The organism is Micromonospora sp. NPDC049102 (genome assembly GCF_043197485.1).
Lineage (GTDB): Bacteria > Actinomycetota > Actinomycetes > Mycobacteriales > Micromonosporaceae > Micromonospora.
In genome coordinates this window covers 1-20,787 of record NZ_JBICTE010000050.1, presented here as the reverse complement: position 1 = coordinate 20,787, position 20,787 = coordinate 1, and the positions used below count along the sequence as shown (strand labels likewise).

20 protein-coding genes are annotated in these 20,787 nt (G+C 70.5%); 6 read left to right on the top strand and 14 right to left on the bottom strand.

The window, feature by feature from the left end; genetic code table 11:
• The first annotated feature begins 5 nt into the window (after positions 1 to 5).
• Entirely contained in the window at positions 6 to 695 is a 690-nt protein-coding gene (locus tag ACGFH9_RS29870) for a metal-dependent transcriptional regulator (protein ID WP_355234619.1), read from the top strand.
• A gap of 13 nt (positions 696 to 708) precedes the next feature.
• On the opposite strand, the gene ACGFH9_RS29865 is transcribed toward ACGFH9_RS29870, so the two are convergent.
• Together ACGFH9_RS29865 and ACGFH9_RS29860 are read right to left on the bottom strand one after the other, a co-directional pair.
• Entirely contained in the window at positions 709 to 1,257 is a 549-nt protein-coding gene (locus tag ACGFH9_RS29865) for a hypothetical protein (RefSeq protein ID WP_393225910.1), read from the bottom strand.
• An 88-nt stretch (positions 1,258 to 1,345) separates the two neighbouring features.
• On the bottom strand, positions 1,346 to 1,600 hold the full coding sequence (locus tag ACGFH9_RS29860) for a DUF5522 domain-containing protein (RefSeq protein ID WP_393225907.1): 255 nt from the start codon (positions 1,598 to 1,600) through the stop codon (positions 1,346 to 1,348).
• Positions 1,601 to 1,942: 342 nt separating this feature from the next.
• Between ACGFH9_RS29860 and ACGFH9_RS29855 the strand changes: the two genes are divergently transcribed.
• The gene (locus tag ACGFH9_RS29855; protein ID WP_393225904.1) at positions 1,943 to 3,046 is read left to right on the top strand and encodes a glycoside hydrolase family 19 protein; all 1,104 of its coding nucleotides are present in this window, start codon (positions 1,943 to 1,945) and stop codon (positions 3,044 to 3,046) included.
• A gap of 300 nt (positions 3,047 to 3,346) precedes the next feature.
• Here ACGFH9_RS29855 and ACGFH9_RS29850 read toward each other — a convergent pair whose 3' ends face one another.
• The 5 genes from ACGFH9_RS29850 to ACGFH9_RS29830 form a co-directional block, all read right to left on the bottom strand.
• Complete coding sequence (locus ACGFH9_RS29850; protein WP_393225901.1) at positions 3,347 to 4,282, bottom strand: DUF2332 domain-containing protein; 936 nt, start codon at positions 4,280 to 4,282, stop codon at positions 3,347 to 3,349.
• Positions 4,279 to 5,037, bottom strand: a complete 759-nt coding sequence (locus ACGFH9_RS29845) for a hypothetical protein (protein ID WP_393225898.1) — start codon at positions 5,035 to 5,037, stop codon at positions 4,279 to 4,281. Before ACGFH9_RS29845 ends, ACGFH9_RS29850 begins: the two co-directional genes overlap by 4 nt.
• A 253-nt stretch (positions 5,038 to 5,290) precedes the next feature.
• The gene (gene pyrE / locus ACGFH9_RS29840) at positions 5,291 to 5,815 is read right to left on the bottom strand and encodes an orotate phosphoribosyltransferase (protein ID WP_393225895.1); all 525 of its coding nucleotides are present in this window, start codon (positions 5,813 to 5,815) and stop codon (positions 5,291 to 5,293) included.
• Positions 5,816 to 5,895: 80 nt separating this feature from the next.
• Entirely contained in the window at positions 5,896 to 6,861 is a 966-nt protein-coding gene (locus tag ACGFH9_RS29835; protein WP_393225892.1) for a CU044_5270 family protein, read from the bottom strand.
• A gap of 18 nt (positions 6,862 to 6,879) precedes the next feature.
• On the bottom strand, positions 6,880 to 7,449 hold the full coding sequence (locus ACGFH9_RS29830) for an RNA polymerase sigma factor (RefSeq protein WP_393225889.1): 570 nt from the start codon (positions 7,447 to 7,449) through the stop codon (positions 6,880 to 6,882).
• 53 nt (positions 7,450 to 7,502) lie between these two features.
• Here ACGFH9_RS29830 and ACGFH9_RS29825 point away from each other — a divergent pair, with 53 nt between their 5' ends.
• Both ACGFH9_RS29825 and ACGFH9_RS29820 read left to right on the top strand, forming a co-directional pair.
• Complete coding sequence (locus ACGFH9_RS29825) at positions 7,503 to 7,634, top strand: hypothetical protein (protein WP_393225886.1); 132 nt, start codon at positions 7,503 to 7,505, stop codon at positions 7,632 to 7,634.
• A gap of 211 nt (positions 7,635 to 7,845) precedes the next feature.
• Entirely contained in the window at positions 7,846 to 8,202 is a 357-nt protein-coding gene (locus ACGFH9_RS29820; RefSeq protein WP_393225883.1) for a nitroreductase family deazaflavin-dependent oxidoreductase, read from the top strand.
• Between the two features lie 101 nt (positions 8,203 to 8,303).
• Here ACGFH9_RS29820 and ACGFH9_RS29815 read toward each other — a convergent pair whose 3' ends face one another.
• Positions 8,304 to 11,210: a vitamin B12-dependent ribonucleotide reductase gene (locus tag ACGFH9_RS29815; protein WP_393225880.1), complete on the bottom strand. Its 2,907-nt coding sequence runs from the start codon at positions 11,208 to 11,210 to the stop codon at positions 8,304 to 8,306.
• 34 nt (positions 11,211 to 11,244) lie between these two features.
• Positions 11,245 to 11,745, bottom strand: coding sequence for a transcriptional regulator NrdR (gene nrdR / locus ACGFH9_RS29810; RefSeq protein WP_355234649.1), 501 nt, complete (start codon positions 11,743 to 11,745; stop codon positions 11,245 to 11,247).
• 518 nt (positions 11,746 to 12,263) lie between these two features.
• Here nrdR and lexA point away from each other — a divergent pair.
• Positions 12,264 to 13,049: a transcriptional repressor LexA gene (gene lexA, locus ACGFH9_RS29805; RefSeq protein WP_355234652.1), complete on the top strand. Its 786-nt coding sequence runs from the start codon at positions 12,264 to 12,266 to the stop codon at positions 13,047 to 13,049.
• A gap of 118 nt (positions 13,050 to 13,167) precedes the next feature.
• Here the strand turns inward: lexA and ACGFH9_RS29800 are convergent, their stop codons facing one another.
• Together ACGFH9_RS29800 and hflX are read right to left on the bottom strand one after the other, a co-directional pair.
• On the bottom strand, positions 13,168 to 14,931 hold the full coding sequence (locus tag ACGFH9_RS29800) for a hypothetical protein (RefSeq protein ID WP_393225876.1): 1,764 nt from the start codon (positions 14,929 to 14,931) through the stop codon (positions 13,168 to 13,170).
• A gap of 50 nt (positions 14,932 to 14,981) precedes the next feature.
• Entirely contained in the window at positions 14,982 to 16,436 is a 1,455-nt protein-coding gene (gene hflX / locus ACGFH9_RS29795) for a GTPase HflX (protein ID WP_393225873.1), read from the bottom strand.
• Positions 16,437 to 16,619: 183 nt separating this feature from the next.
• Here hflX and ACGFH9_RS29790 point away from each other — a divergent pair, with 183 nt between their 5' ends.
• Positions 16,620 to 18,086: an NAD-dependent malic enzyme gene (locus tag ACGFH9_RS29790; RefSeq protein WP_393225870.1), complete on the top strand. Its 1,467-nt coding sequence runs from the start codon at positions 16,620 to 16,622 to the stop codon at positions 18,084 to 18,086.
• Positions 18,087 to 18,124: 38 nt separating this feature from the next.
• Here the strand turns inward: ACGFH9_RS29790 and dapF are convergent, their stop codons facing one another.
• From dapF to ACGFH9_RS29775, 3 genes are read right to left on the bottom strand one after another with little or no spacing between them, the layout of a single operon-like run.
• The gene (gene dapF, locus ACGFH9_RS29785) at positions 18,125 to 18,982 is read right to left on the bottom strand and encodes a diaminopimelate epimerase (RefSeq protein ID WP_393225867.1); all 858 of its coding nucleotides are present in this window, start codon (positions 18,980 to 18,982) and stop codon (positions 18,125 to 18,127) included.
• 7 nt (positions 18,983 to 18,989) lie between these two features.
• Positions 18,990 to 19,895 (bottom strand): tRNA (adenosine(37)-N6)-dimethylallyltransferase MiaA, encoded by a 906-nt coding sequence (gene miaA / locus ACGFH9_RS29780; protein ID WP_393225864.1) that lies wholly within the window; start codon positions 19,893 to 19,895, stop codon positions 18,990 to 18,992.
• On the bottom strand, positions 19,892 to 20,638 hold the full coding sequence (locus tag ACGFH9_RS29775; RefSeq protein ID WP_393225862.1) for a hypothetical protein: 747 nt from the start codon (positions 20,636 to 20,638) through the stop codon (positions 19,892 to 19,894). The genes miaA and ACGFH9_RS29775 overlap by 4 nt, the downstream gene beginning before the upstream one ends.
• Positions 20,639 to 20,787: the final 149 nt, after the last annotated feature.

Genomic DNA, 20,787 nt, shown 5'->3' with positions numbered 1-20,787 from the left:
ACCTTATGAAGTCTCACGATCTGGTCGACACGACCGAGATGTACCTGCGCACGATCCTCGAGCTGGAGGAGGAGGGCGTGCCGCCGCTGCGCGCCCGCATCGCCGAGCGCCTCAAGCAGAGCGGCCCCACCGTCAGCCAGACCGTGGCCCGGATGGAGCGCGACGGCCTGCTCACCGTGGAGGGCGACCGGCACCTGACGCTCACCGCGCTGGGCCGGGGCACCGCCGTCTCCGTGATGCGCAAGCACCGCCTCGCCGAACTGCTGCTGGTCAACGTCATCGGGATGCCCTACGAGGAGGCCCACGAGGAGGCCTGCCGCTGGGAGCACGTGATGAGCGACGCCGTCGAGAAGCGGGTGTACGACCTGCTCAACAGGCCGACCCGCTCGCCGTACGGCAACCCGATCCCCGGCCTCGAGGAACTGGGCTCCCCCGGGCCCGAGACCAGCGAGCCCGGCGAGGGCGAGCGCAACCTGGCCTTCCCCGGGCTCTCCGGTCCGGTCGTGGTCCGCCGGATCTGCGAGAGCGTGCAGACCGACTCCGACGTGCTGCGCCAGCTGCACGCCGCCGGCGTCGACCCGGGCGCCACGGTGACCGTGGCCCAGGAGCGCGACGGCGTGTCGATCGACCGCTCCGGCGACCGGGTGCGGTTGCCGCGCGAGGTCGCGTCCCGGGTCTTCGTCGCCGCCAACTGACCACCCGCGGGCGTCACAACGCCCGCGTGTCCACCTTCTTCGCCAGCGCGATCAGGTCTCCGGCCACCTTGTCCGCGGCCGTCCGCTCGGCATTCCGCGCACCGGTCCAGGTCAGGATGGCGAGGCGTCCGTCGGTGGCCAGCCAGCCGACCTCGGCCACCGGCCCGTGGCCGCCGGACGCGGCGGCGGTACGCCGGTACGCCTGCTGGCCCAGCCCGGTGACCTTCGTCGCCTTGGCGGGCACCACGTCCGCGCCGAAGGTGGTCTTGTCGATCGTGGTCTCGGACACACTGAGCGTCAGGTCCGGCAGCGCCGCGCGCTCGGCCCGGACCACGCAGGTGTGCGTGTCATCCCGCTCGCTGGCCGCCGCCACGTCGAAGCGCGCCTTGACGACCTGCTCGATCACCGCGAAGTCCAGCAGCCGGCACGCGCCGCCCGACGAGGCCGCCGACACGTCCAGGGCGACCGGCGCCGGTGGTGGCAGCGCCACCGGCTCGGCCTCGGCGGCACAGCCGCTCACCAGCAGGCCCGCCAGCCCGGCGACCACGATCCGCGCGCGCACGCTCCACCCTCTCGCCGACCGACGGCGGAAGGGCCCCGCCGGATGTCCGTCGGAAACCGTACGGGGTGTCCGGGTCGGGCGGAAGTCCTCATTCCGAGGGTGGATCGTCCACGTACGGGCAGTGCCGGCAACCCCGCCCGCAGCACGTGCCACGACGGGCCAGGAAGGCGGCGCTGAGCACGAACAGACCCGTCGCCGGGTCGAGGTAGCCGGCCTCTCCGGCGGCCAACGCGGCGTCGTGCGCGGCGATGATCTGGGCCCGGTCGGGGTGCTCGGGCGGCAGGCGGGACGGGTGCGGCTCGGTGAGCGGCCGGCCGGCCAGGGGGCGTCGTTCTCCGCTCACCCGCGCAGTCTAGGGAGAGCCCGCAGGGCCAGGGGTGCTGGCCGCCGGTCTCGATAGACCGAGCGGTTCATGATCAGCATGGATGCGCCCCGCGTACAAGACTTTCACCATCCACTACTTCCCAGCTCAACACCACAAATAGGTGATCACCAGTAATCACCGCCGAGAGAACGTGAACCAACGCAGGTTCCCAACCGTCTGCCGCATCGATGACTTACCCCCACGTTCGTCAGTCTTGGGCCTCATCTCGTGAGGATGCACGCCCCGAACCCTGGGACTCCCCATCATCGGGTCGCGCGAAGCGCCTCCACCCGCCAACGTTCTCTCGGAGAGGAGTGGGTCATGTCCAAGCTTCGAACCTTGGCCATACTCTTGAGCCTGGCTGTCGCCGGCGGACTGGTGCTGGTCGTCCAGTCGACGCCCGCGTCAGCTACGTCCTGCGCGAAGTCCTGGCAATCTTCAACCGTCTACTGGGAGGGCGATCAAGCATCCCGCAACGGTCGCAACTACAAGGCGAAATGGTGGACCCAGAACGAGGTGCCTCCGGGCAGCAACCCCGTCTGGCAGGACCGCGGCGTGTGCAAGAGCGGCAAGACGCGATCGGCCAGTAGCGACTGCGACTACCCGAACTGGGCCGACCGTGCCTGGTACACCACCGGCACCGTCGTGCGGTACACCGACGGCAAGTTCTACATCGCTGAGCATGACAATCCGCGCTACGACCCCATCATCAGCACCTGGTATTGGGATCCCTACACCTGCGGCAGCGGCACCCCCACGCCACCCGCCGACGGCCCCACGGCCCGATCACTTGCCAAGACCTCCGGCAAATTCGTGGTCAGTGAAGCCCAATTCAACCGGATGTTCCCGGGCCGCAAATCCTTCTACACCTACTCGGGGTTGATCGCCGCCCTTAGCGCCTATCCGGAGTTCAGTAATACCGGCGACGGCAACCGCCAGCGCCAGGAGGCCGCCGCCTTCCTGGCAAACGTCTACCACGAGACCGGTGGACTTGCCCACGTCGTAGAGCAGAACACCTCAAAATACTCAAATTACTGCGACTCCGGCCAGCCCTACGGATGCCCGGCTGGTCAGGCTGCCTACTACGGGCGCGGGCCAATTCAGCTGAGCTGGAACTCCAACTACAACGCTGCTGGAAAAGCGCTCGGCCTGCCCCTACTGAGTCAGCCCTGGCTGGTGCAGAACAACCCCTCGGTGGCCTGGAAGACCGGCATCTGGTACTGGATGACCCAGAACGGCCCGGGCAGCACGACCGCGCACAACGCCATGGTGAACGGGGCAGGATTCGGAGCCACCGTTCGAAGCATCAATGGCTCGCGCGAATGCAACGGCCGGGGCTCCGCCCAGGTAAACAGCCGTGTCAACAGTTACAAGAAGTTCGTCGGCATCCTCGGTGTGTCGCCGGGCAACAACCTGTACTGCTGATCCGCAGAATCGGCAGCTAACACCAGAAACGCGTTGCCCCGGCTCCCTTTGAGCCGGGGCAACGCCACGCAGTTTTCAGGCCGGCTGGGCCAGCCGGAACGCAGGCCTGCGCGGCCTGCCCAACAATGCCGACCTGCGCCGGCGGCTGCTGGACCGGCTCGTCCTGGCCAAAGACCCCTGCGGGACCGCTACCTCGACCTGCCGTCGGTGATCAACGGCTGGTCGGGCGGAGGCGCGGTCGCGCCGGCCGTCGACTGGTTCATCCGAGCGCTGCGCCCGGATGCCGGCGGAGGCTCGCCATCAGGCGAACCAGGTCATCGCCTGACCATGGCCACGGGTCCAGGCCAGCGGTCGCCCGTCCATCGCGAGGACGTTGTGCAGCGCCGCATCCGGCGAGTCGGGCAACCCCTCGTGGTGCAGCACTTCCGGAGCCTCGTTCGCGATCCAGTGCCCCGGCAGCTCACCGACCAGCCGCACGAACGCGTCCCGGCGCGCGGCGGGCACCTGGTAGAGCACGGACGTGTGGAAGATGACAAGCGTCGCGTCGGCCGGCGCGCGGGCCGCCAGCGCCGGCAGGTCGTCCACCAGGTCACCCCGGACCAGCAGCGGCGGGTCGGCGGCGGCGACCGCCGCCGCCGCGCGCAGCCGGGCGCGCCGGTGCGCGTGCTCCGGCCAGATCAGGGCGTCCAACCAGGACACGTCGTCGGGGTCGGTCACGTCGAGCGGGTTCAGGTCGAGGCCAGCCCGCCACACCACCTGGGGTACGCGCTCAGGCGGCGTCAACCCGCTGGCCGCGCACTCCAGGACGGGCACACCGTCGCCGACCTGGTGCTCGCCGTACCGGTAGGCGTACCGGTCGGGACAGAGGCAGAGCCCGGCGGACGCCCCGACCTCCAGCAGGGCCAGGGGCTGCGGCAGCGCGGCGAGCACCGGCAGCAGCACCGCGCACCGGCCGGCCTCGTTCGTCTGGGTCGCCCTGCGCTTCAGTTCGCCTTCGACGACCGGCCAGTGCGTCAGCACGTAGTCGTGGAAGGCGACCGGGTCCTCGACCGGCCCGCCCAGCCACCGGACCACGCCGTACAGCAGGTTGGGTTGCCGCTTGGCCGGCGGGAGCGCGTCGAGCAGGGCGAGCAGTTCGTGGTCGTCCGCGACGGCGTACGACAGCCGCTCGTACGTCGGTGAGACCCCGTGTGCCTCGCGGCGCGCGAACTCGACGTACGCCTCGGCGGTTGTCATGCCTTGATCGTCGCAACGATCTCCCGACTTTTCAGCCCCGCGGCGCTCCGCCCGCCCACCAGCGCCCACAACCCCGCGCTGCCGTTGAGGAGACGGTCGTTGAGATCCCCACCACCGGCACGATGCGCGGGCGTGATGCCCAGCGTGCCGCCCACCGCCCAGCACAACCAGAGCACACCCAGCGCGACGGTCACCGCCACCGCCAGCAGCGCGAACCATGAGGGGCGGCCCGGAAGATCTCCCAGCCGTCCCTGAAAGGCGACCGGCCACCGTTGCCGCAGATAGCTGGGTAGCGCCACGGCCAGTCCCGCCGCCATCCCGAGGAAGCCGAACCCGATGAGGAAACCCTCCCAGGCCGGTGCCGAACCGCCACCGCCACCCCGCAGGGCCGTGAGGATGCCACTGATCACCAGGTACGGAAGCATCGGCACCAGGAAGCCGCCGCCCACCCAGGCGAAGAAGATCAGCGGTCGCGCCGGGAGACGCCTGCCCCAGTTCTGGGTCAGCGCCAGCGCGACGGTGACCCCGATCGCGGACATCCCCACGGTGACCGCGTTGAGCACCACCCAGGTGGTGGTTCCCATGTCGTCCGGCCCGTTCCCGAGCAGCGCGACAACGATCCAGATGACCTTGACCAGCAGGTACAGGGACATGGCCAGCGCCGCCGAGTAGCCCGCCACCTTGCCGACGACGATCCACCGCCGGTCGAATCCCGACTCGGTCTGCTCCCCCGCTACGCCGACTGGCCCCGTCATCACTGGCCCGCCCTCCGCTGCGACCGATCCGGCTTCGGCGATCCTCTCCCGGTTGCCGGCCGTCAGGATCCCGCCGCGGTGGGAACGTCGTGCCGTCTCGTCCCCCGACCGAGGGAACCGCTCACAGCACCCTGCCCTCACCTTGGCCTCTGCCGTGATCACTTGATGCTGGCCAGTTGCCCACGAGCTCCTGTGACTGGTCAGCATCAAGTGATCTTGCAGGCGTCTTGTGTCGGTAGGGCTTGCAAGACGCTCAGCCCGGCAGGGAGGATTCCAGGTCGCGACGGGTGAGGGCGGCGTGTAACCGGAGCCCTTCGGCCGCCAGATTCTCCCGTCCGCCCTGCTCCCGGTCGATGGCACACACCACCGAGTCGACCTTCGCGCCGCCGGCCCGTAGCTGCCGGCACGACGCCAGCAACGCGCCGCCGGTGGTGACGACGTCCTCGATCACCACGACCCGCAGGCCACCGACCGGGCTGCCCTCGGCCGCCTTGCCGGTGCCGTACTCCTTCGCCTGCTTCCGCACGAAGGCCGTCGGCAGCCCGGTCAGCTGCGACATCACGGTCGCGATCGGAATGCCGCCCATCTCCATCCCCGCCAGAACGTCGCACTCGGGCAGCAGGGCGACCATCGCCTCGGCCACCTCACGCAACAGGCCCGGGTCGGCCTCGAACAGGTACTTGTCGAAGTACTCGTCGCTCGTCTGACCGGAGCGCAGGCGGAACGATCCGGTCAGGTGGCACGTTTCGTAGACGCGGCGCGCAAGGGAAGAAGTCATGCCGCCAGCCTGGCAAACGGCGCTGTCCCGGCATCACCCAGTCGTGGAACGCGGCCGGGTCGTCGACCGGGCCGCACGGCTCAGGGCAGCTGGCCCGGTCGGTCGACGATGGCGATACGCAGTAGCGCGACAGCGTCGTACAGGGACTCCTTGCCGTCACGCACCAACGAGTTGCGGGTGCCGAGGTAGACGTGGGAGTCCCGGTCGAAGAGGAGGTCCAGGTTTCCACCGATCACGCCGGGCATCCGAATCGCCACCCCGTGTCGACCGGCGGCATCCACCACGTCGCCCGATATCACGACCGCTCCCGGTTGCCGTGCCAGCAGTTCGAACAGCGCCGCGAGCGCTCGGGGCGGCACATAGCCCTGGAGCATCGACCGCGCGGTCGTGTACGGCATGCTCTCGCTCCCGTAGACGGCCTCCTCGTCGGCCCCTTCGGCTAGTTGCAGGTCGACCGGGTGTTCCCGAAGGTAGCGCAGCAGCTCGTCCGGATCGGTGGGCAGGTCGCCGTGGTACGCCGGCGGCGGGAACGCGTCGAGTTTCTTCTCCGGATCGGCGGGATCGTCCTCGCGGAGGACCCTGAGCTCGCTCCACCCGTTCGGGTCGGTCTCCGGTCGATAGCGTGCCTGCGTGTACGCGACTCCACCGACCGACTGCCACAGTTGGTTCCGTATCGTCCGGTACGGACCGCTGCCCGGCCGGTCGCGGATCGTCGCCAGGGACTCCGTGAAGACGTACTGGTCGGGGCGGGCGGTGAGCTCCGGCTGCTGCCGGGCGGCGTCGGCGGCCAGGTGGAAGATCTCCGACGCGCTGGCCCTGGGCGGCGACTGGTCGCCGAACCTCATCGTCTGCACCGCCAGCGCACCGGCGGTCAGCGTCACCGCCATCCCGACCGCACCGGCGAGACGCCAACCGCGCAGGAACCGGGTACGGCGTCCGGCCACACGGCCCGCCGACGCCAGCTCGGCCCGTTGGGCGACGTGTGCGCTCAGATCCCTGAGAAGCTGCTCCTCGAAACCCTGCGGCGACCGTTCAGTCGTGTTCATCGTCAGCTCCGTCTCAGCTCAGGCGAGGGTGGTGACCGGGCGGGCGAGCACCGCGCGGACGAGGCGGCGGGCCCGGTGCAGGCGGACCCGAGCGGCGACCGGCGACATCCCGAGCGCTGTGGCCGCCTCCGCGACGGTGAGGCCGTCCACAGCGACGAGTTCGACGAGCGACCGGGTGCCCTCGGGTAGCTCGCTGAGCGCCCGGTGGGTACGGCGGGCCGCCGACTCGGCGTCGATCCGCTCCTCGATACGCGCGATGTCGTCGGGGCCGAGGTCGCGTCGTCCGGCCAGTCGGCCGGTCACCCGCAGTCGTTGGGCCGCCCGTCGCCGCTCGTCGCCGATGACGTGGCGGGCCACCCCGTACAGCCAGCCGATCTGGCTACCCCGGTCCGGCCGGTAGCCGGCCGCCGACTCGATCACCGCCAGGAACACGTCGGCGGTCAGGTCGGCGGCGAGATGTGGATCGTCGACCCGCCGGGCCACGAACCGGCCCACCGCCTCCAGGTGCCGCCGGTAGAAGACCTCGAAGGCCCTTGGATCCACCCCGATGTCGGAGATGTCGTCATCGGCTCGGCTCGGCTCATTCACAGGCCGTCCTCCCTCGTCGCCCTCACACTCCTTCTTCGTACGGCGGCGCACGGGTGTTACCGAACTATTCGGACGGCTGGTGGCCGCGCAGCCCCGACCCGCACATCTGGGACCAGAACGGCGCGATCGACGTCTACTGGATCCGTGGCGGCGAGTGGGTGAAGCGCCTCCGCATGATCACTTGATGCTGACCAGTCGTGGCCGACCTGCTGCGACTGGTCAGCATCAGATGATCGTGCCGGAGTTCTGAGCAGGAATTGACTCACGTAACCCCGCCAGCACGTCACACTCGGGCAGCAGCGCGTCACGCGGCGAGCCTCGCATCTCCCGGCCGGCAACCAACCTCCGTGCCCACTGCCTTGACCTGAAGTTCGCTAAAGGTCGGAGCATGGGTGCATGACGGTGCTGAACGAGACGCGACAGGCGCTGGAGCGGCAGCGCACTGTGGACATCACGACGACCGGGCGGCGGAGCGGTCAGCCGAGAAGGACGGAGATATGGCGCTATCAAGCCGGCGGCCGCTACTGGCTCACGGGGAGCCCGGGAGCGCGTGACTGGTACGCCAACGTGCTCGCGCATCCCGAGTTCACGCTGCATCTGGCCGGCCTGGATGTGCAGGTGCGGGGGCGTCCCGTGACCGACCCGGACGAGCGGGCACTCGTGCTCGGCGAGATCGTCCCGACCCTGGACTGGGCCGGAAGCGTGGAAAGCTGGATCGCCGGAAGCCCTCTATTGGAGATCGAATTCGGCTGACGCCGCCCGACTTCGCGGACATCCCCCGAATCGGAACCGAGCCTCGCAAACAGCGCTGCCCCGACCTCGGGTGGGAGGCCGGGGCAGCGTCGAGGCGTACGTCAGCTGCAGCCGCTGGTGGAGCCGCAGCCCTCGCAGACGTAGCAGCTACCGGCCGGGCGCATCTTCGTACCGCAGGTGAAGCAGAGCGGCGCGTCGGCGGCCTTGCCGATCACGGCCTCCAGCAGCTCGGTGCTGGAACCCACGCTCGGTGCCGGCTTGGCGGCGGCCACGTCGGCCATCTCCTGGGCCGGCTGGGCGACGGCCTCGGTCTTGGCCGGGGCCTCGACCGGTGCGGAGGACGCCATCGCGGTGAGGTCCGCACCGGTGACGGCGGCAGCCTCCGCGTCGGCCTCGGCCCGCAGCTGGGCGGCCCGCTCGCCGGCGGTGAAGATGCCCAGCTCGGCGCGGCGCTCGTACGGCAGGAAGTCCAGCGCCAGGCGACGGAAGATGTAGTCCATCACCGAGGCCGCCATCCGCACGTCCGGGTCGTCGGTCATGCCGGCCGGCTCGAAGCGCATGTTGGTGAACTTGCTGACGAACGTCTCCAGCGGCACGCCGTACTGCAGGCCGATGCTGATGGCGACCGAGAAGGCGTCCATCACGCCGGCCAGGGTCGAGCCCTGCTTGGACATCTTGAGGAAGACCTCGCCGAGGCCGTCGTCCGGGTAGGACGACGCGGTGAGGTAACCCTCGGCGCCACCGACGGAGAAGCTGACCGTCTCGGACGTACGCTTCTTCGGCAGGCGCTTGCGCACCGGCCGGTACTCGATGACCTTCTCGACCGCAGCCGGCGCGGCGGCGGGGGTCTCGACGGCGGCCGGCTCGGTGGCCTTGTTGGACTTGGCGACCGAGAGCGGCTGGCCGACCTTGCAGTTGTCCCGGTAGATCGCCAGGGCCTTGAGGCCGAGCTTCCAGCCCTCGAAGTAGATCTTCTCGACGTCCTCGACGGTGGCCGCCTCCGGCATGTTGACCGTCTTGGAGATGGCGCCGGAGACGAACGGCTGGATGGCTGCCATCATCCGCACGTGGCCCATCGGGGCGATCGTCCGCTCGCCCATGGCGCAGTCGAAGACCGGGTAGTGCTCCGGCTTGAGGCCGGGGGCGTCCACCACGTGGCCGTGGTCGGCGATGTGCTCGACGATCGCCTCGACCTGCTCCTCGGGGTAGCCGAGGCTGCGCAGCGCGCGCGGCACCGTCTGGTTGACGATCTGCATCGAGCCGCCGCCGACCAGCTTCTTGAACTTGACCAGCGCCAGGTCCGGCTCCACGCCGGTCGTGTCGCAGTCCATCATGAAGCCGATCGTGCCGGTCGGGGCGAGGACGCTGGCCTGCGCGTTGCGCCAACCGAACTTGTCACCGATCTTGTTGCCCTGGGTCCACTGCCTGGTCGCCTCGCGGACGATCGCGGTGGCCACCGGGCTGGTCGGCTTGATCTCGTCGTTGGCGGCGGCGTGCTTGCGCATGACCCGCTTGTGCGGCTCGGCGTTGCGGGCGTAACCGTCGTACGGGCCGACGACACCGGCCAGCTCGGCGGAACGGCGGTACGCGGTGCCGGTCATCAGGGACGTGATCGACGCGGCGACCGAACGGCCCTGCTCCGAGTCGTACGGCAGGCCGGTGGCCATCAGCAGGGCGCCCAGGTTGGCGTAGCCGATGCCGAGCTGCCGGTAGGCCCGGGTGGTCTCACCGATCTTCTCGGTCGGGAAGTCGGCGAAGCAGATCGAGATGTCCATCGCGGTGATGACGAACTCGACGGACTTGACGAACTTCTCCACCTCGAAGCCACCGTCGGCGCGGAGGAACTTCAGGAGGTTCAGCGAGGCCAGGTTGCACGAGGAGTTGTCCAGGTGCAGGTACTCCGAGCACGGGTTCGACGCGGTGATCCGGCCGGTCTCCGGGCAGGTGTGCCAGTCGTTGATCGTGTCGTCGTACTGCAGGCCGGGGTCGGCGCACTCCCAGGCGGCCTGCGAGATCGTCCGGAACAGGTTCTTGGCGTCGACGGTGTCGATCACCGAGCCGTCCAGCCGGCCGCGCAGGTCGAAGTCCTTGCCGTTCTCCACCGCCGACATGAACTCGTCCGAGACGCGGACCGAGTTGTTGGCGTTCTGGTACTGCACGCTGACGATGTCGGAGCCGCCGAGGTCCATGTCGAATCCGGCGTCCCGCAGCGCGCGGATCTTGTCCTCCTCGCGCGCCTTGGTCGCCACGAACTCCTCGATGTCGGGGTGGTCGACGTCGAGGATGACCATCTTGGCCGCACGCCGGGTGGCGCCACCGGACTTGATGGTGCCGGCCGAGGCGTCCGCGCCGCGCATGAAGCTGACCGGGCCGGAGGCGGTGCCGCCGGAGGAGAGCAGCTCCTTGGAGGAACGGATCCGGGAGAGGTTGACGCCGGCCCCCGAGCCGCCCTGGAAGATCCGCCCCTCCTCCTTGTACCAGTCGAGGATGGAGTCCATGGAGTCGTCGACGGAGAGGATGAAGCAGGCGCTGACCTGCTGCGGCGACGGCGTACCGACGTTGAACCACACCGGCGAGTTGAAGCTGAACACCTGGTGCAGCAGCATCCAGGTCAGCTCGTGCGCGAAGACCTCGGCGTCGGCCGGGCTGGCGAAGTAGCCGTACTCCTCACCGGCGGTGCGGTAGGTCGTGACGACCCGGTCGATGAGCTGCTTGAGCGACCACTCCCGCTCCGGGGTCCCCACCGCGCCCCGGAAGTACTTGGTGGTGACGATGTTCGCCGCGTTGACGCTCCACGACTCCGGAAACTCCACGCCCCGCTGCTCGAAGTTGATCGAGCCGTCCCGCCAGTTCGTCATCACGACGTCCCGGCGCTCCCACGAGACCTCGTCGTACGGGTGGACCCCCTCCGTCGTCCACACGCGCTCGGTCTTCAGCCCCGCGCCTGCCTTGTTCCGTGAACGGCTAGTTGTCACGCCGTCGCCCCCCTCGTCTGCGCGGTCACCCACCGCGCGTCCTGATCTCTCGGAAAACTGTGAAGTCTCAGCTGGTACGGCCGGCGGCCTCGACCGCATCGGCCCGGTCCTGCTCCCGGGCTCGCGCCGCGGCCCGCAATGTCTCGATCTCGCGCTCGAAGTCGGCGAGCGAGTCGAAGGAGCGGTAGACGCTGGCGAACCGCAGGTAGGCGATCTCGTCCAGGTCGCGTAGCGGACCCAGGATCGCCAGGCCCACCTCGTGACTGGGGATCTCGGCGGCCCCCTTGGCCCGGACGGTCTCCTCCACCCGCTGCGCGAGCAGCGCGAGTGAGTCGTCGTCCACCGGCCGGCCCTGGCACGCCTTGCGCACCCCGCCGATGATCTTCGTACGGCTGAACGGCTCGGTCACCCCGCTGCGCTTGACGACCGCGAGGACCGCCTCCTCGACGGTGGTGAACCGTTTGCCACACTCCGGGCACGAGCGCCGCCGTCGGATGAGCTGGCCATCGTCGGCCTCCCGCGAGTCGACCACGCGGGAGTCGGCGTGTCGGCAGTACGGACACCGCATTTGCTAACCCCCAATTCATGATCAATCGTGTCGCACCGGATGCTCCCGAGCACGGAGAACCACGACGGCGCCATGCACTCATGGCGTCCGCCGTGATCGACCTTACGGGAGTGCGGTCGGTAGTCGGACCCAACCTGTGGGCAACTTACGCCCGTGTCACTACTACATCTAGGGGTCGACCGTATGTCGCCGACGAACCCGGGTCAAGTTGACCGGCGTGTCCGGCGCGTCACGGACCATCCGGTCATCCGCCCCCGGCGGAACCAACGCGGACACCCCGCGCGAGTTACCGGCCGCACGGCCCGAGGAGGACGGAAAACGTCCGACAATCGAACACGCGTGCTACCCGACGTACCATTTATCAGAACATCTGTACGGCCGGAGCGGTTTTTCACCCCGACACGCCGGTGAGAGGTCGTACAGATGTTTGAAAATGACCGATCTCACCTATACGGTCAGGAACAACCGCACGCACCACGAGCCGACGAGGCACCCAGCGCCGACCAGGGAGGACGGACGTGACCGAGGACCGGGCCAGCCGGCCGAAGAGCCCGCAGCAGATCACCGAGGCGGGCCCGCCGGCCACCCGACGCCGCACCACCGCGCGCAGCCGGACGGGTCAGCCCGCCGTGCGCCCGGTCACGCCGGTCGTCAGCGCCTTCCCCGACCCGGCGACGGTCGACCTGACCGCCCGCCAGCGTCGCATCCTGGAGTTCATCCGCACCTGGGTCGAGCGCCACGGCTACCCACCGAGCGTCCGGGAGATCGGCGAGGCGGTCGGCCTGGTGTCACCGTCGAGCGTCGCCTACCAGCTCAAGGAGCTGGAAAAGAAGGGCTTCCTGCGCCGCGACCCCAACCGTCCCCGCGCCGTGGACGTCCGCGCCCCGAGCGAGGCCATCGACGATGAGCTTTCCCGCGCCCAGCGACCCACACCGGCGTACGTGCCGATGCTCGGCCGGATCGCCGCCGGTGGGCCGATCCTCGCCGAGCAGGCGGTGGAGGACATCTTCCCCCTCCCCCGCGAGCTGGTGGGCGAGGGCGAGGTGTTCATGCTCCAGGTCAAGGGCGACTCGATGCTCGACGCGGCGATCTGCGACGGCGACTGGGTCGTCGTCCGGCAGCAGCCGACCGCCGACTCGGGCGAGATCGTGGCCGCCATGCTCGACGGCGAGGCGACAGTCAAGACCTACCGTCGGCGCGACGGGCACGTGTGGCTGATGCCGCAGAACCCGGCCTTCGACCCGATCCCCGGCGACGACGCCACCATCATGGGCCGGGTCGTGGCGGTGCTCCGACGGATCTGAACGGCTGACCGCGCGGGTGGGCGCCGACGGCGCTCACCCGCATCGCCCGACCGTTCGGCCCGCTGACCGGACAGGCTCGGCGGGACCGTCGCGATCAGGCCGGATGGCGCTGAGCGCGTCAGTAGCGGTCGCCCCGATGGCCACGAGCGCCACCGGGATACTTTCCGTACGGGTCGACGGGCGCGTCGTCCTCACGCCGGCGGCTGGGCCGCTGGCCCCGGTAGTCCGGCTCCGGCCCACCACGCCGCGGCGGCTCCGCCCGACCCCCGCTGGGCTGGCCGCCACCGCCGTACACACCGCCGCCCGGTCGACCACCGGTGCCCCCGGCGCGGCCACCACCACCACCCGCACGCCCACCGCCACCACCGGCGCCACCGGCACGGCCACCACCACTACCGCCGGCGCCACCGGCACGGCCACCACCGGCGCCACCGCTACCGCCGTACACGCCGCCGCCGGCCGGAGCGCCACCGCCCCCGCCGGGCCGAGCCGCACCGTAACCGCCGCCTCCCGCGCCAGCCGGACGTGCACCTCCACCGCCGGCAGGACGGCCACTCCCGCCACCCGCGCCGGCTGGACGCGCGCCACCGCCGCCGTAGACGGCGCCGCCGGCAGGGGCGGGACCGCCCCGACCGGACCCACCGCCGTAGACCCCGCCACCCGCCGCCGCGCCGCCGTACACCCCGGCGTTCGAACGGCCACCGCCCGGCGGAACACCGTCGACACCGGGAGTGCCGCTGCGGTCGTCCGGGTCGTCGGCCGTGGGCGGGCGACGGCGGGCCCGAACGATGCCGACGATGCCAGCGCCGACGAGCAGCAGACCGAGTACGCCGACCGCGCCCACCAGATAGGTGATGTCGTCGAAGCTGAGCCCGTCCATCCAGGACTTCCCGGCCGCCGGCTTCGTGCCCGCCGCCGCGGCGAGCGGTGCCGCCGCGCTCGTGGACGGCGTGTAACTCAGGACGTCGATCGTCTCGTCGGCGGTGAGTTGACCGCCGTCGGAGACCGTGACGAAGGTCTTGCCGTCCGGCGTGTAGGAGATGGCCTCGCCGAACGGGTCGGCCAGGGGCGTCACCCGCGGCTTGCCGGTGGCGAGCGCTCCGGCGAGGTCGTCGCCGGTGACGTCGTACTCGAAGGCGTCCGCGTACGTCCGGATCACGACGCGGGTGCCGTCCGGCGATCGGGCGGCACCGGTGATCGCGGCCCGCCCGTAGACGCTCAACGGATTCTCGGTGCTGGTCTTCGGCAGCTTGATCTCGCCGACCTTCTTCATCGGCACCGGCGGAGTGTCGCCGCTCTTCAGCTTCGCTGCCGCGGTGAAGATTTCCGAATTACCGCTCGCCACCTTCGTGATGATCAGTGGCAGGCCGTCGGCCCCCACCAGCAGCGCCTCCGCGTCGCGCGGCTTGTTGTCCGGGTACGAGAGCCGGTGCAGCACCGGCTGCTTGCTGCCGTTGATCGGCATCGTCCAGACCGCGATCCGGGTACGCCGCTGCTTGCTGGTGGCGTTGTCGCCGATGTCACCGATCCAGAGGGTGTCGCCCTTCGGGGACACGGCGAGATCCTCGGTGTCGAACGGTCCCTGACCCGAGTAGCGGACCGGCTCCTTGACGACCTTGCACTTGCTGTCGAGGAAGAAGACCCGTTTACGTCCCTCGGCGTCGGTGCCGTCGTTGATGACGATGTAACCGGTCTTGGTTGCCACCAGGCCGGACAGCTCCCGTAGGCGGTCGTCGGTGACCGAGCAGCGCTTCTTGCCAGGGGTGGCTGCGGGCGGCTGTGATGATCCGGGAGCGGGAGCGGCTACGGCGACTCCGGCCAGCGCCACGGTTGCCCCGAGCAGGCCGAGGGCAACCGTGACCGAGGAAACAACGCGGCGCATTCGGCCAGTGTCGCATGCCGCGCGTTTCCGATGGATGACGCCGGGGCCGCTCAGGAGCGGCTGCCGACCGCCTGGCCTTCCCGGGCAATGTCGTACGGCGCCAGCTCGGCAGCGAGTGCCGCGCTGACCCGCACGTGCAGCAGGGTGCCCTCCGGCAGGTGCGACGTGCTGAGCACCTCACCCGACCGGTGCACTCGGGACACGAGATCACCACGGTCGTACGGCAGGACGGCCCGGACCTCCACCGCGGGCTGCGGCAGCCGCTCCTCGATCGCCGCGCGCAACCCGTCGATGCCCCGACCGGAGTACGCCGAAACGAAGATCGCGTCCGGCCAGAGGCGCTTGAGCCGCAGCAGCGTGTCCTCGTCGGCGGCGTCGGTCTTGTTGACCACCAGCAGCTCGGGAAGCCGGTCGGCACCGACCTCGGCGAGCACCTCGTGCACCGCCCGCACCTGCTCCTCAGGATCCGGGTGGGTGCCGTCGACGACGTGCACCACCAGATCGGCCTCCGCGACCTCCTCCAGCGTCGAGCGGAACGCCTCGACGATCTGGTGCGGCAGGTGCCGCACGAAGCCGACCGTGTCGGAGAGGGTGTAGAGCCGCCCGTCGGAGGCGGTGGCCTTGCGGGTGGTCGGGTCCAGCGTGGCGAAGAGCGCGTTCTCCACCAGCACGCCCGCGCCGGTCAGCCGGTTGAGCAGGCTGGACTTGCCGGCGTTGGTGTAGCCGGCGATGGCCACGGCGGGCACGGAGTTGCGGGTACGACGAGCACGCTTGGTGACGCGTACCGTGCGCATGCTCTTGATCTCACGGCGGAGCCGGGAGATGCGGTGGCGGATGCGCCGCCGGTCGGTCTCCAGCTTGGTCTCACCGGGACCACGGACACCCACACCGCCGCCGGCGCCGCCGCCACGACCGGAACCACCGGTCTGGCGGGACAACGTCTCACCCCAACCGCGAAGCCGCGGCAGCAGGTATTCGAGCTGCGCCAGCTCGACCTGCGCCTTACCTTCCTTGCTCTTGGCGTGCTGGGCGAAGATGTCGAGGATCAGCGCCGTACGGTCGACGACCTTGACCTTGGTGCGCTGCTCGAGGTTGCGCAGCTGCGACGGGGACAACTCGCCGTCGCAGATGACCGTGTCGGCGCCGGTGGAGAGCACCACCGCGCCGAGATCGTCGACCTTGCCGCGACCGATGTACGTGGCCGGGTCGGGTCGCGTACGACGCTGGATCAATCCTTCGAGCACCTGAGAGCCGGCGGTCTCGGCGAGCGCGGCCAGCTCGGTCAGGGAATTCTCCGCGTCCGTCACCGTGCCCTCGGTCCAGACGCCCACCAGGACGACCCGCTCCAGCCGCAGCTGGCGGTATTCGACCTCGGTGACGTCGGTGAGCTCGGTGGAGAGGCCTGGGACGCGCCGGAGAGACTGTCGCTCCGACAGGTCCAGATCGCCGGTGGTGACATCGTCGAACTCGTCCTCGACGGGGACGAAGTTCTCCTGGTCTCGCAAGCGGTTCTCCTGTCCGTTTTGATAAGTAGAACGTAATCCTGACATGACACAACGCCGAACGCACCTGCTATATGCCCACGCCGGGGGTCGCCAAAAGTGGGGGCGAATGCTGGTCGGCTGCGACAACCCGGTAGAAATGCGGTCGGCGGCCGACCGGTCGCACAGCCGTGACGGAGGGATCCCGTGGCCATCACCCGACTGCCGAGCGCCGGATTTTCGATCACCATCCGGATCGCCGTGACCGCGGACGCCTCCTCGATCGGCCGGCTCACCACGTCCGTCGGTGAGGCCGGGGCGATCGTCACGGCGCTGGACGTCGTGGACTCGGACCCGACCCACGTGATCGTCGACCTCACCTGTGACACCGCCGACGCGAACCACGCCGACCAGGTGGTCGAGGCACTTACCGCGCTCGACGGCGTGGACGTGCGCAAGGTGTCGGACCGGACGTTCCTCCTGCACCTCGGCGGCAAGATCGAGGTGACCTCGAAGGTCGCGCTCCGCAACCGCGACGAGCTGTCTCGCGCGTACACCCCGGGGGTCGCCCGGGTCTGCATGGCGATTGCCGAGAACCCGGCGGACGCCCGGCGGCTGACCATCAAGCGCAACACCGTCGCGGTGGTCAGCGACGGCTCGGCGGTCCTCGGCCTGGGCAACCTGGGCCCGGCCGCGTCGTTGCCGGTGATGGAGGGCAAGGCGGCGCTGTTCAAGCGCTTCGGCGGGGTGGACGCCTGGCCGGTGGTGCTGGACACCCAGGACACCGACGAGATCGTGCAGATCGTCAAGGCGATCGCGCCCGCGTACGGCGGGATCAACCTGGAGGACATCGCCGCGCCGCGCTGCTTCGAGATCGAGGCCCGGCTGCGCGAGGCGCTGGACATCCCGGTGTTCCACGACGACCAGCACGGCACCGCGATCTGCGTGCTGGCCGCGCTGACCAACGCGCTGCGCGTCGTGGGCAAGCAGCTCACGGACGTGCGGGTGGTCGTCTCCGGCGCCGGCGCGGCGGGCACCGCGATCATGAAGCTGCTGCTGCGTCAGGGCGTCGGCGACATCATCGCGTACGACCGCCAGGGCGCCCTGCACCGCGGCCTGGCCGACCTCAACCCGGCGTGGCAGTGGCTGGCGGAGAACACCAACAAGGAGAACTACTCGGGTGACCTGCCGGGGGCGATCCGGGGCGCCGACGTGTTCATCGGGGTCAGCGCGCCGAACCTGCTCAGTGGTGACGACATCGCCGGCATGGCGAAGGATGCGATCGTGTTCGCGCTGGCCAACCCGGACCCGGAGGTCGACCCGCGGGAGGCGCGCAAGCACGCCGCGGTGGTCGCCACCGGCCGCTCCGACCAGCCGAACCAGATCAACAACGTGCTCGCCTTCCCGGGCGTGTTCCGCGGGATGCTGGACGCGCACGCCGAGGAGTTCACCGAGGAGATGGCGCTCGCCGCCGCCCGGGCCATCGCCGACGTCGTCGGTGAAGACAAGATCAACCCGACGGTGATCGTGCCGAGTGTCTTCGACTCGCGGGTGGCCCCGGCGGTCGCCGCCGCCGTCCGTGCGGCCGCGCACAACCCCAGCCCTCTCCCGGCCGCCGACCCCGGCCCGGCCGACCTCCCGGAAATCGCAGCGAACGCCAGCGCCACCCCCTGACCGGTTGCCGGCGCGGGCCGTGACCGGGGCGAGCGGCCTCAGCCCTGAGCCGCAGCGGACAAAGCTAGGAGGTCGACCTCGCCGGTCGCCACCAGGACGGCGGGGCCGGAGAGCCAGCACGAGTCCTCGGTGACCGTCACTGTCAGGCGGCCGCCGGGGAGGTCCACCGCCACCACACCGGCGTCCCGGCCGGCGTCGCGCAGGGCCACGGCGGCCACCGCGCAGGCGCCGGTGCCGCAGGACAGGGTCTCGGCGCTACCGCGCTCGTACACCCGCATGAGGCTGTGCCCGTCGGTGTCGTCGACCGGGTCGCCCGCGGCGATGAACTCGACGTTCACGCCGGCCGGGAAGACCGTCGGATCGAACCCGGGCGCGACGGTCAGATCCAGCGCGGGCAACTCCACGCCGCTCGGCAGGACGCACACCAGGTGTGGGTTGCCGACGTCCACGACCGTGCCGGACAGGGTCAGACCGCCCAGGGTGGCGCTCGACTCGTCGTACAGCCGGGGTCTGCGCATCTCGACGGACACCGCGCCGCCCTCGACCAGCGCGCGCACGACGCCGGCGCGGGTGGCCACCGGCAACGCCGCGCCGGCGGGCGTGGCGAGCCCGGTGTCGAGCAGGTAGCGCACGAAGACCCGCGCGCCGTTGCCGCACATCTCGGCGAACGAGCCGTCCGCGTTCCAGTAGTCCATGAACCACTCGGCCTCGCCGGCCTGGCCGGCGCCGTCGGGGTGCTTGGCCGCGCGGACCACCCGCAGGACGCCGTCCGCGCCGATGCCGCGACGCCGGTCGCAGAGCGCCGCGACCAGCTCGGGGGTCAGGTCGAGCTGACCGTCCGGATCGGGCAGGAGGACGAAGTCGTTGCCGGTGCCGTGCCCCTTGGTGAACTTCACGACCCCATCATCGCGCAGCAGCCGGCACGAGGTGCAGGGCGGCCTCGATCAGGTCCGGCGCGGCCGAGTCGAGCCACTGGATGCGCGAGTCGCGCCGGAACCAGGACCGCTGCCGTCGGACGAAACGCCGGGTGGCCCGGATTGTCTCGTCGTGTGCCTGTTCCTCGGGCAGCTCGCCGTCGAGCATGCGCAGCACCTGCTGGTAGCCGAGCGCGCGACTCGCCGTCCGCCCCTCGGCCAGACCCCGACCCACCAGCTCACGGGTCTCGTCGACCAGTCCGTCGGCCCACATCCGGTCCACCCGCAGCGCGATCCGCTCGTCCAGCAGCCCCGTGTCGAGGTCGACGCCGAGCTGCACCGACGGGTAGTACGGGGTCGGCTGCGGCAACGACGCGGTGAACGGCGCACCCGTCAGCTCGATCACCTCCAGCGCACGGACGATCCGCCGCCCGTTGCCCGGCAGGATGCCCTCGGCGGCCACCGGATCGACGGCGCGCAGCCGCGCGTACAGCGGCGCGGGCCCGGTCTGGGCCAACTCGTGTTCCAGCCGCTCGCGCAGCGCCGCGTCGGTGCCGGGGAACTCGAACCGTTCCAGCACCGCCCGCACGTACAGCCCGGAGCCACCCACCAGCAGCGGCACCCGCCCCCGGGACAGGATGTCGTCCACCGCCGCGCGGGCCAGCCGCTGGTACTCGGCCACGCTCGCCGGCTCGGTGACCTCCCAGATGTCGAGCAGGTGGTGCGGCACCCCGTCCCGCTCGGCGACGGTCAGCTTGGCGGTGCCGACGTCCATGCCCCGGTAGAGCTGCATCGAGTCGGCGTTGACCACCTCCCCGTCGAGGGCGTGCGCCAGCGCGATGCTCAACGCCGACTTGCCCGCCGCCGTCGGCCCCACCACCGCGACAACCGTCACATCCGCTCCCAGGACGCCACGAAGTAGGCCACCCCGTAGGGCGCCGACTCGTGCAGCAACTCGCCGCGCCACCCGCCGCCGCCGGCGCGGGCCGCGTCGGCCAGCACCTGCCACGCCGCCCGGCCGGCGACCTTCAACTGCGCCGACACACCCGGGTCCAGGTCGCGCAGGGCGTCCACGTCCGCCTCGGCGAGGGCCGCGGCAACCCCCATGTCGTACGGGAGAGCGCGCTGGTCGTCGTACCCGGGCGCCTGCTGGCCCCGGCAGGCCGACCCGTCGCCGAGCACCAGCAGCGCCACCCGGTCACCGGCGGTGGCGACCTCCGCGGCGAGCGCGGCCACCTCGGCCGGCCCGGCGTCGGCGGTCACCTGCATGGCGGTCACCGCTGCGGGCGTGGCCCGATCGTTGGTCAGGGGTGCGAGCGGGGCGTGCCGGGACAGCAGCCACACGCCGATGGTCAGGCTCAGCGGCAGCACGGCGCCCCGGTCCGGTTGACCGGGGACCAGGGGCACGTCCAGGTCCACACCCCAGGGCTGGAGAGAGCCGGTCGCCGGGGACTGGATCGGACCGGTCACCGGGCCGACGCCGAGCAGCACCACCGCGTCCGGAGCCGTGGCCAACAGCCGGCGAACGGCGAGGTCACAGGCGGCCCGAAGGTCGTCCAGCTCCTTCGCGGCGGCACCGGCCACTTCGGGCACGAGCAGGGGCGGATGTGGGCAGACGGCGGCGGCGACCAGTGGCACCCGTTCACCGTAGCGGGAATCCCCGGTGCGTCTCCGCGGCGATCCGGTCAATCAGGCCCTAGACGAGTAAGTCCTAACGACCCTGGGTGGTGGAGATAGACGAAGGGTGTTGAGGATCAGTTTTGTGACGACCGACCTCAACACCCTTC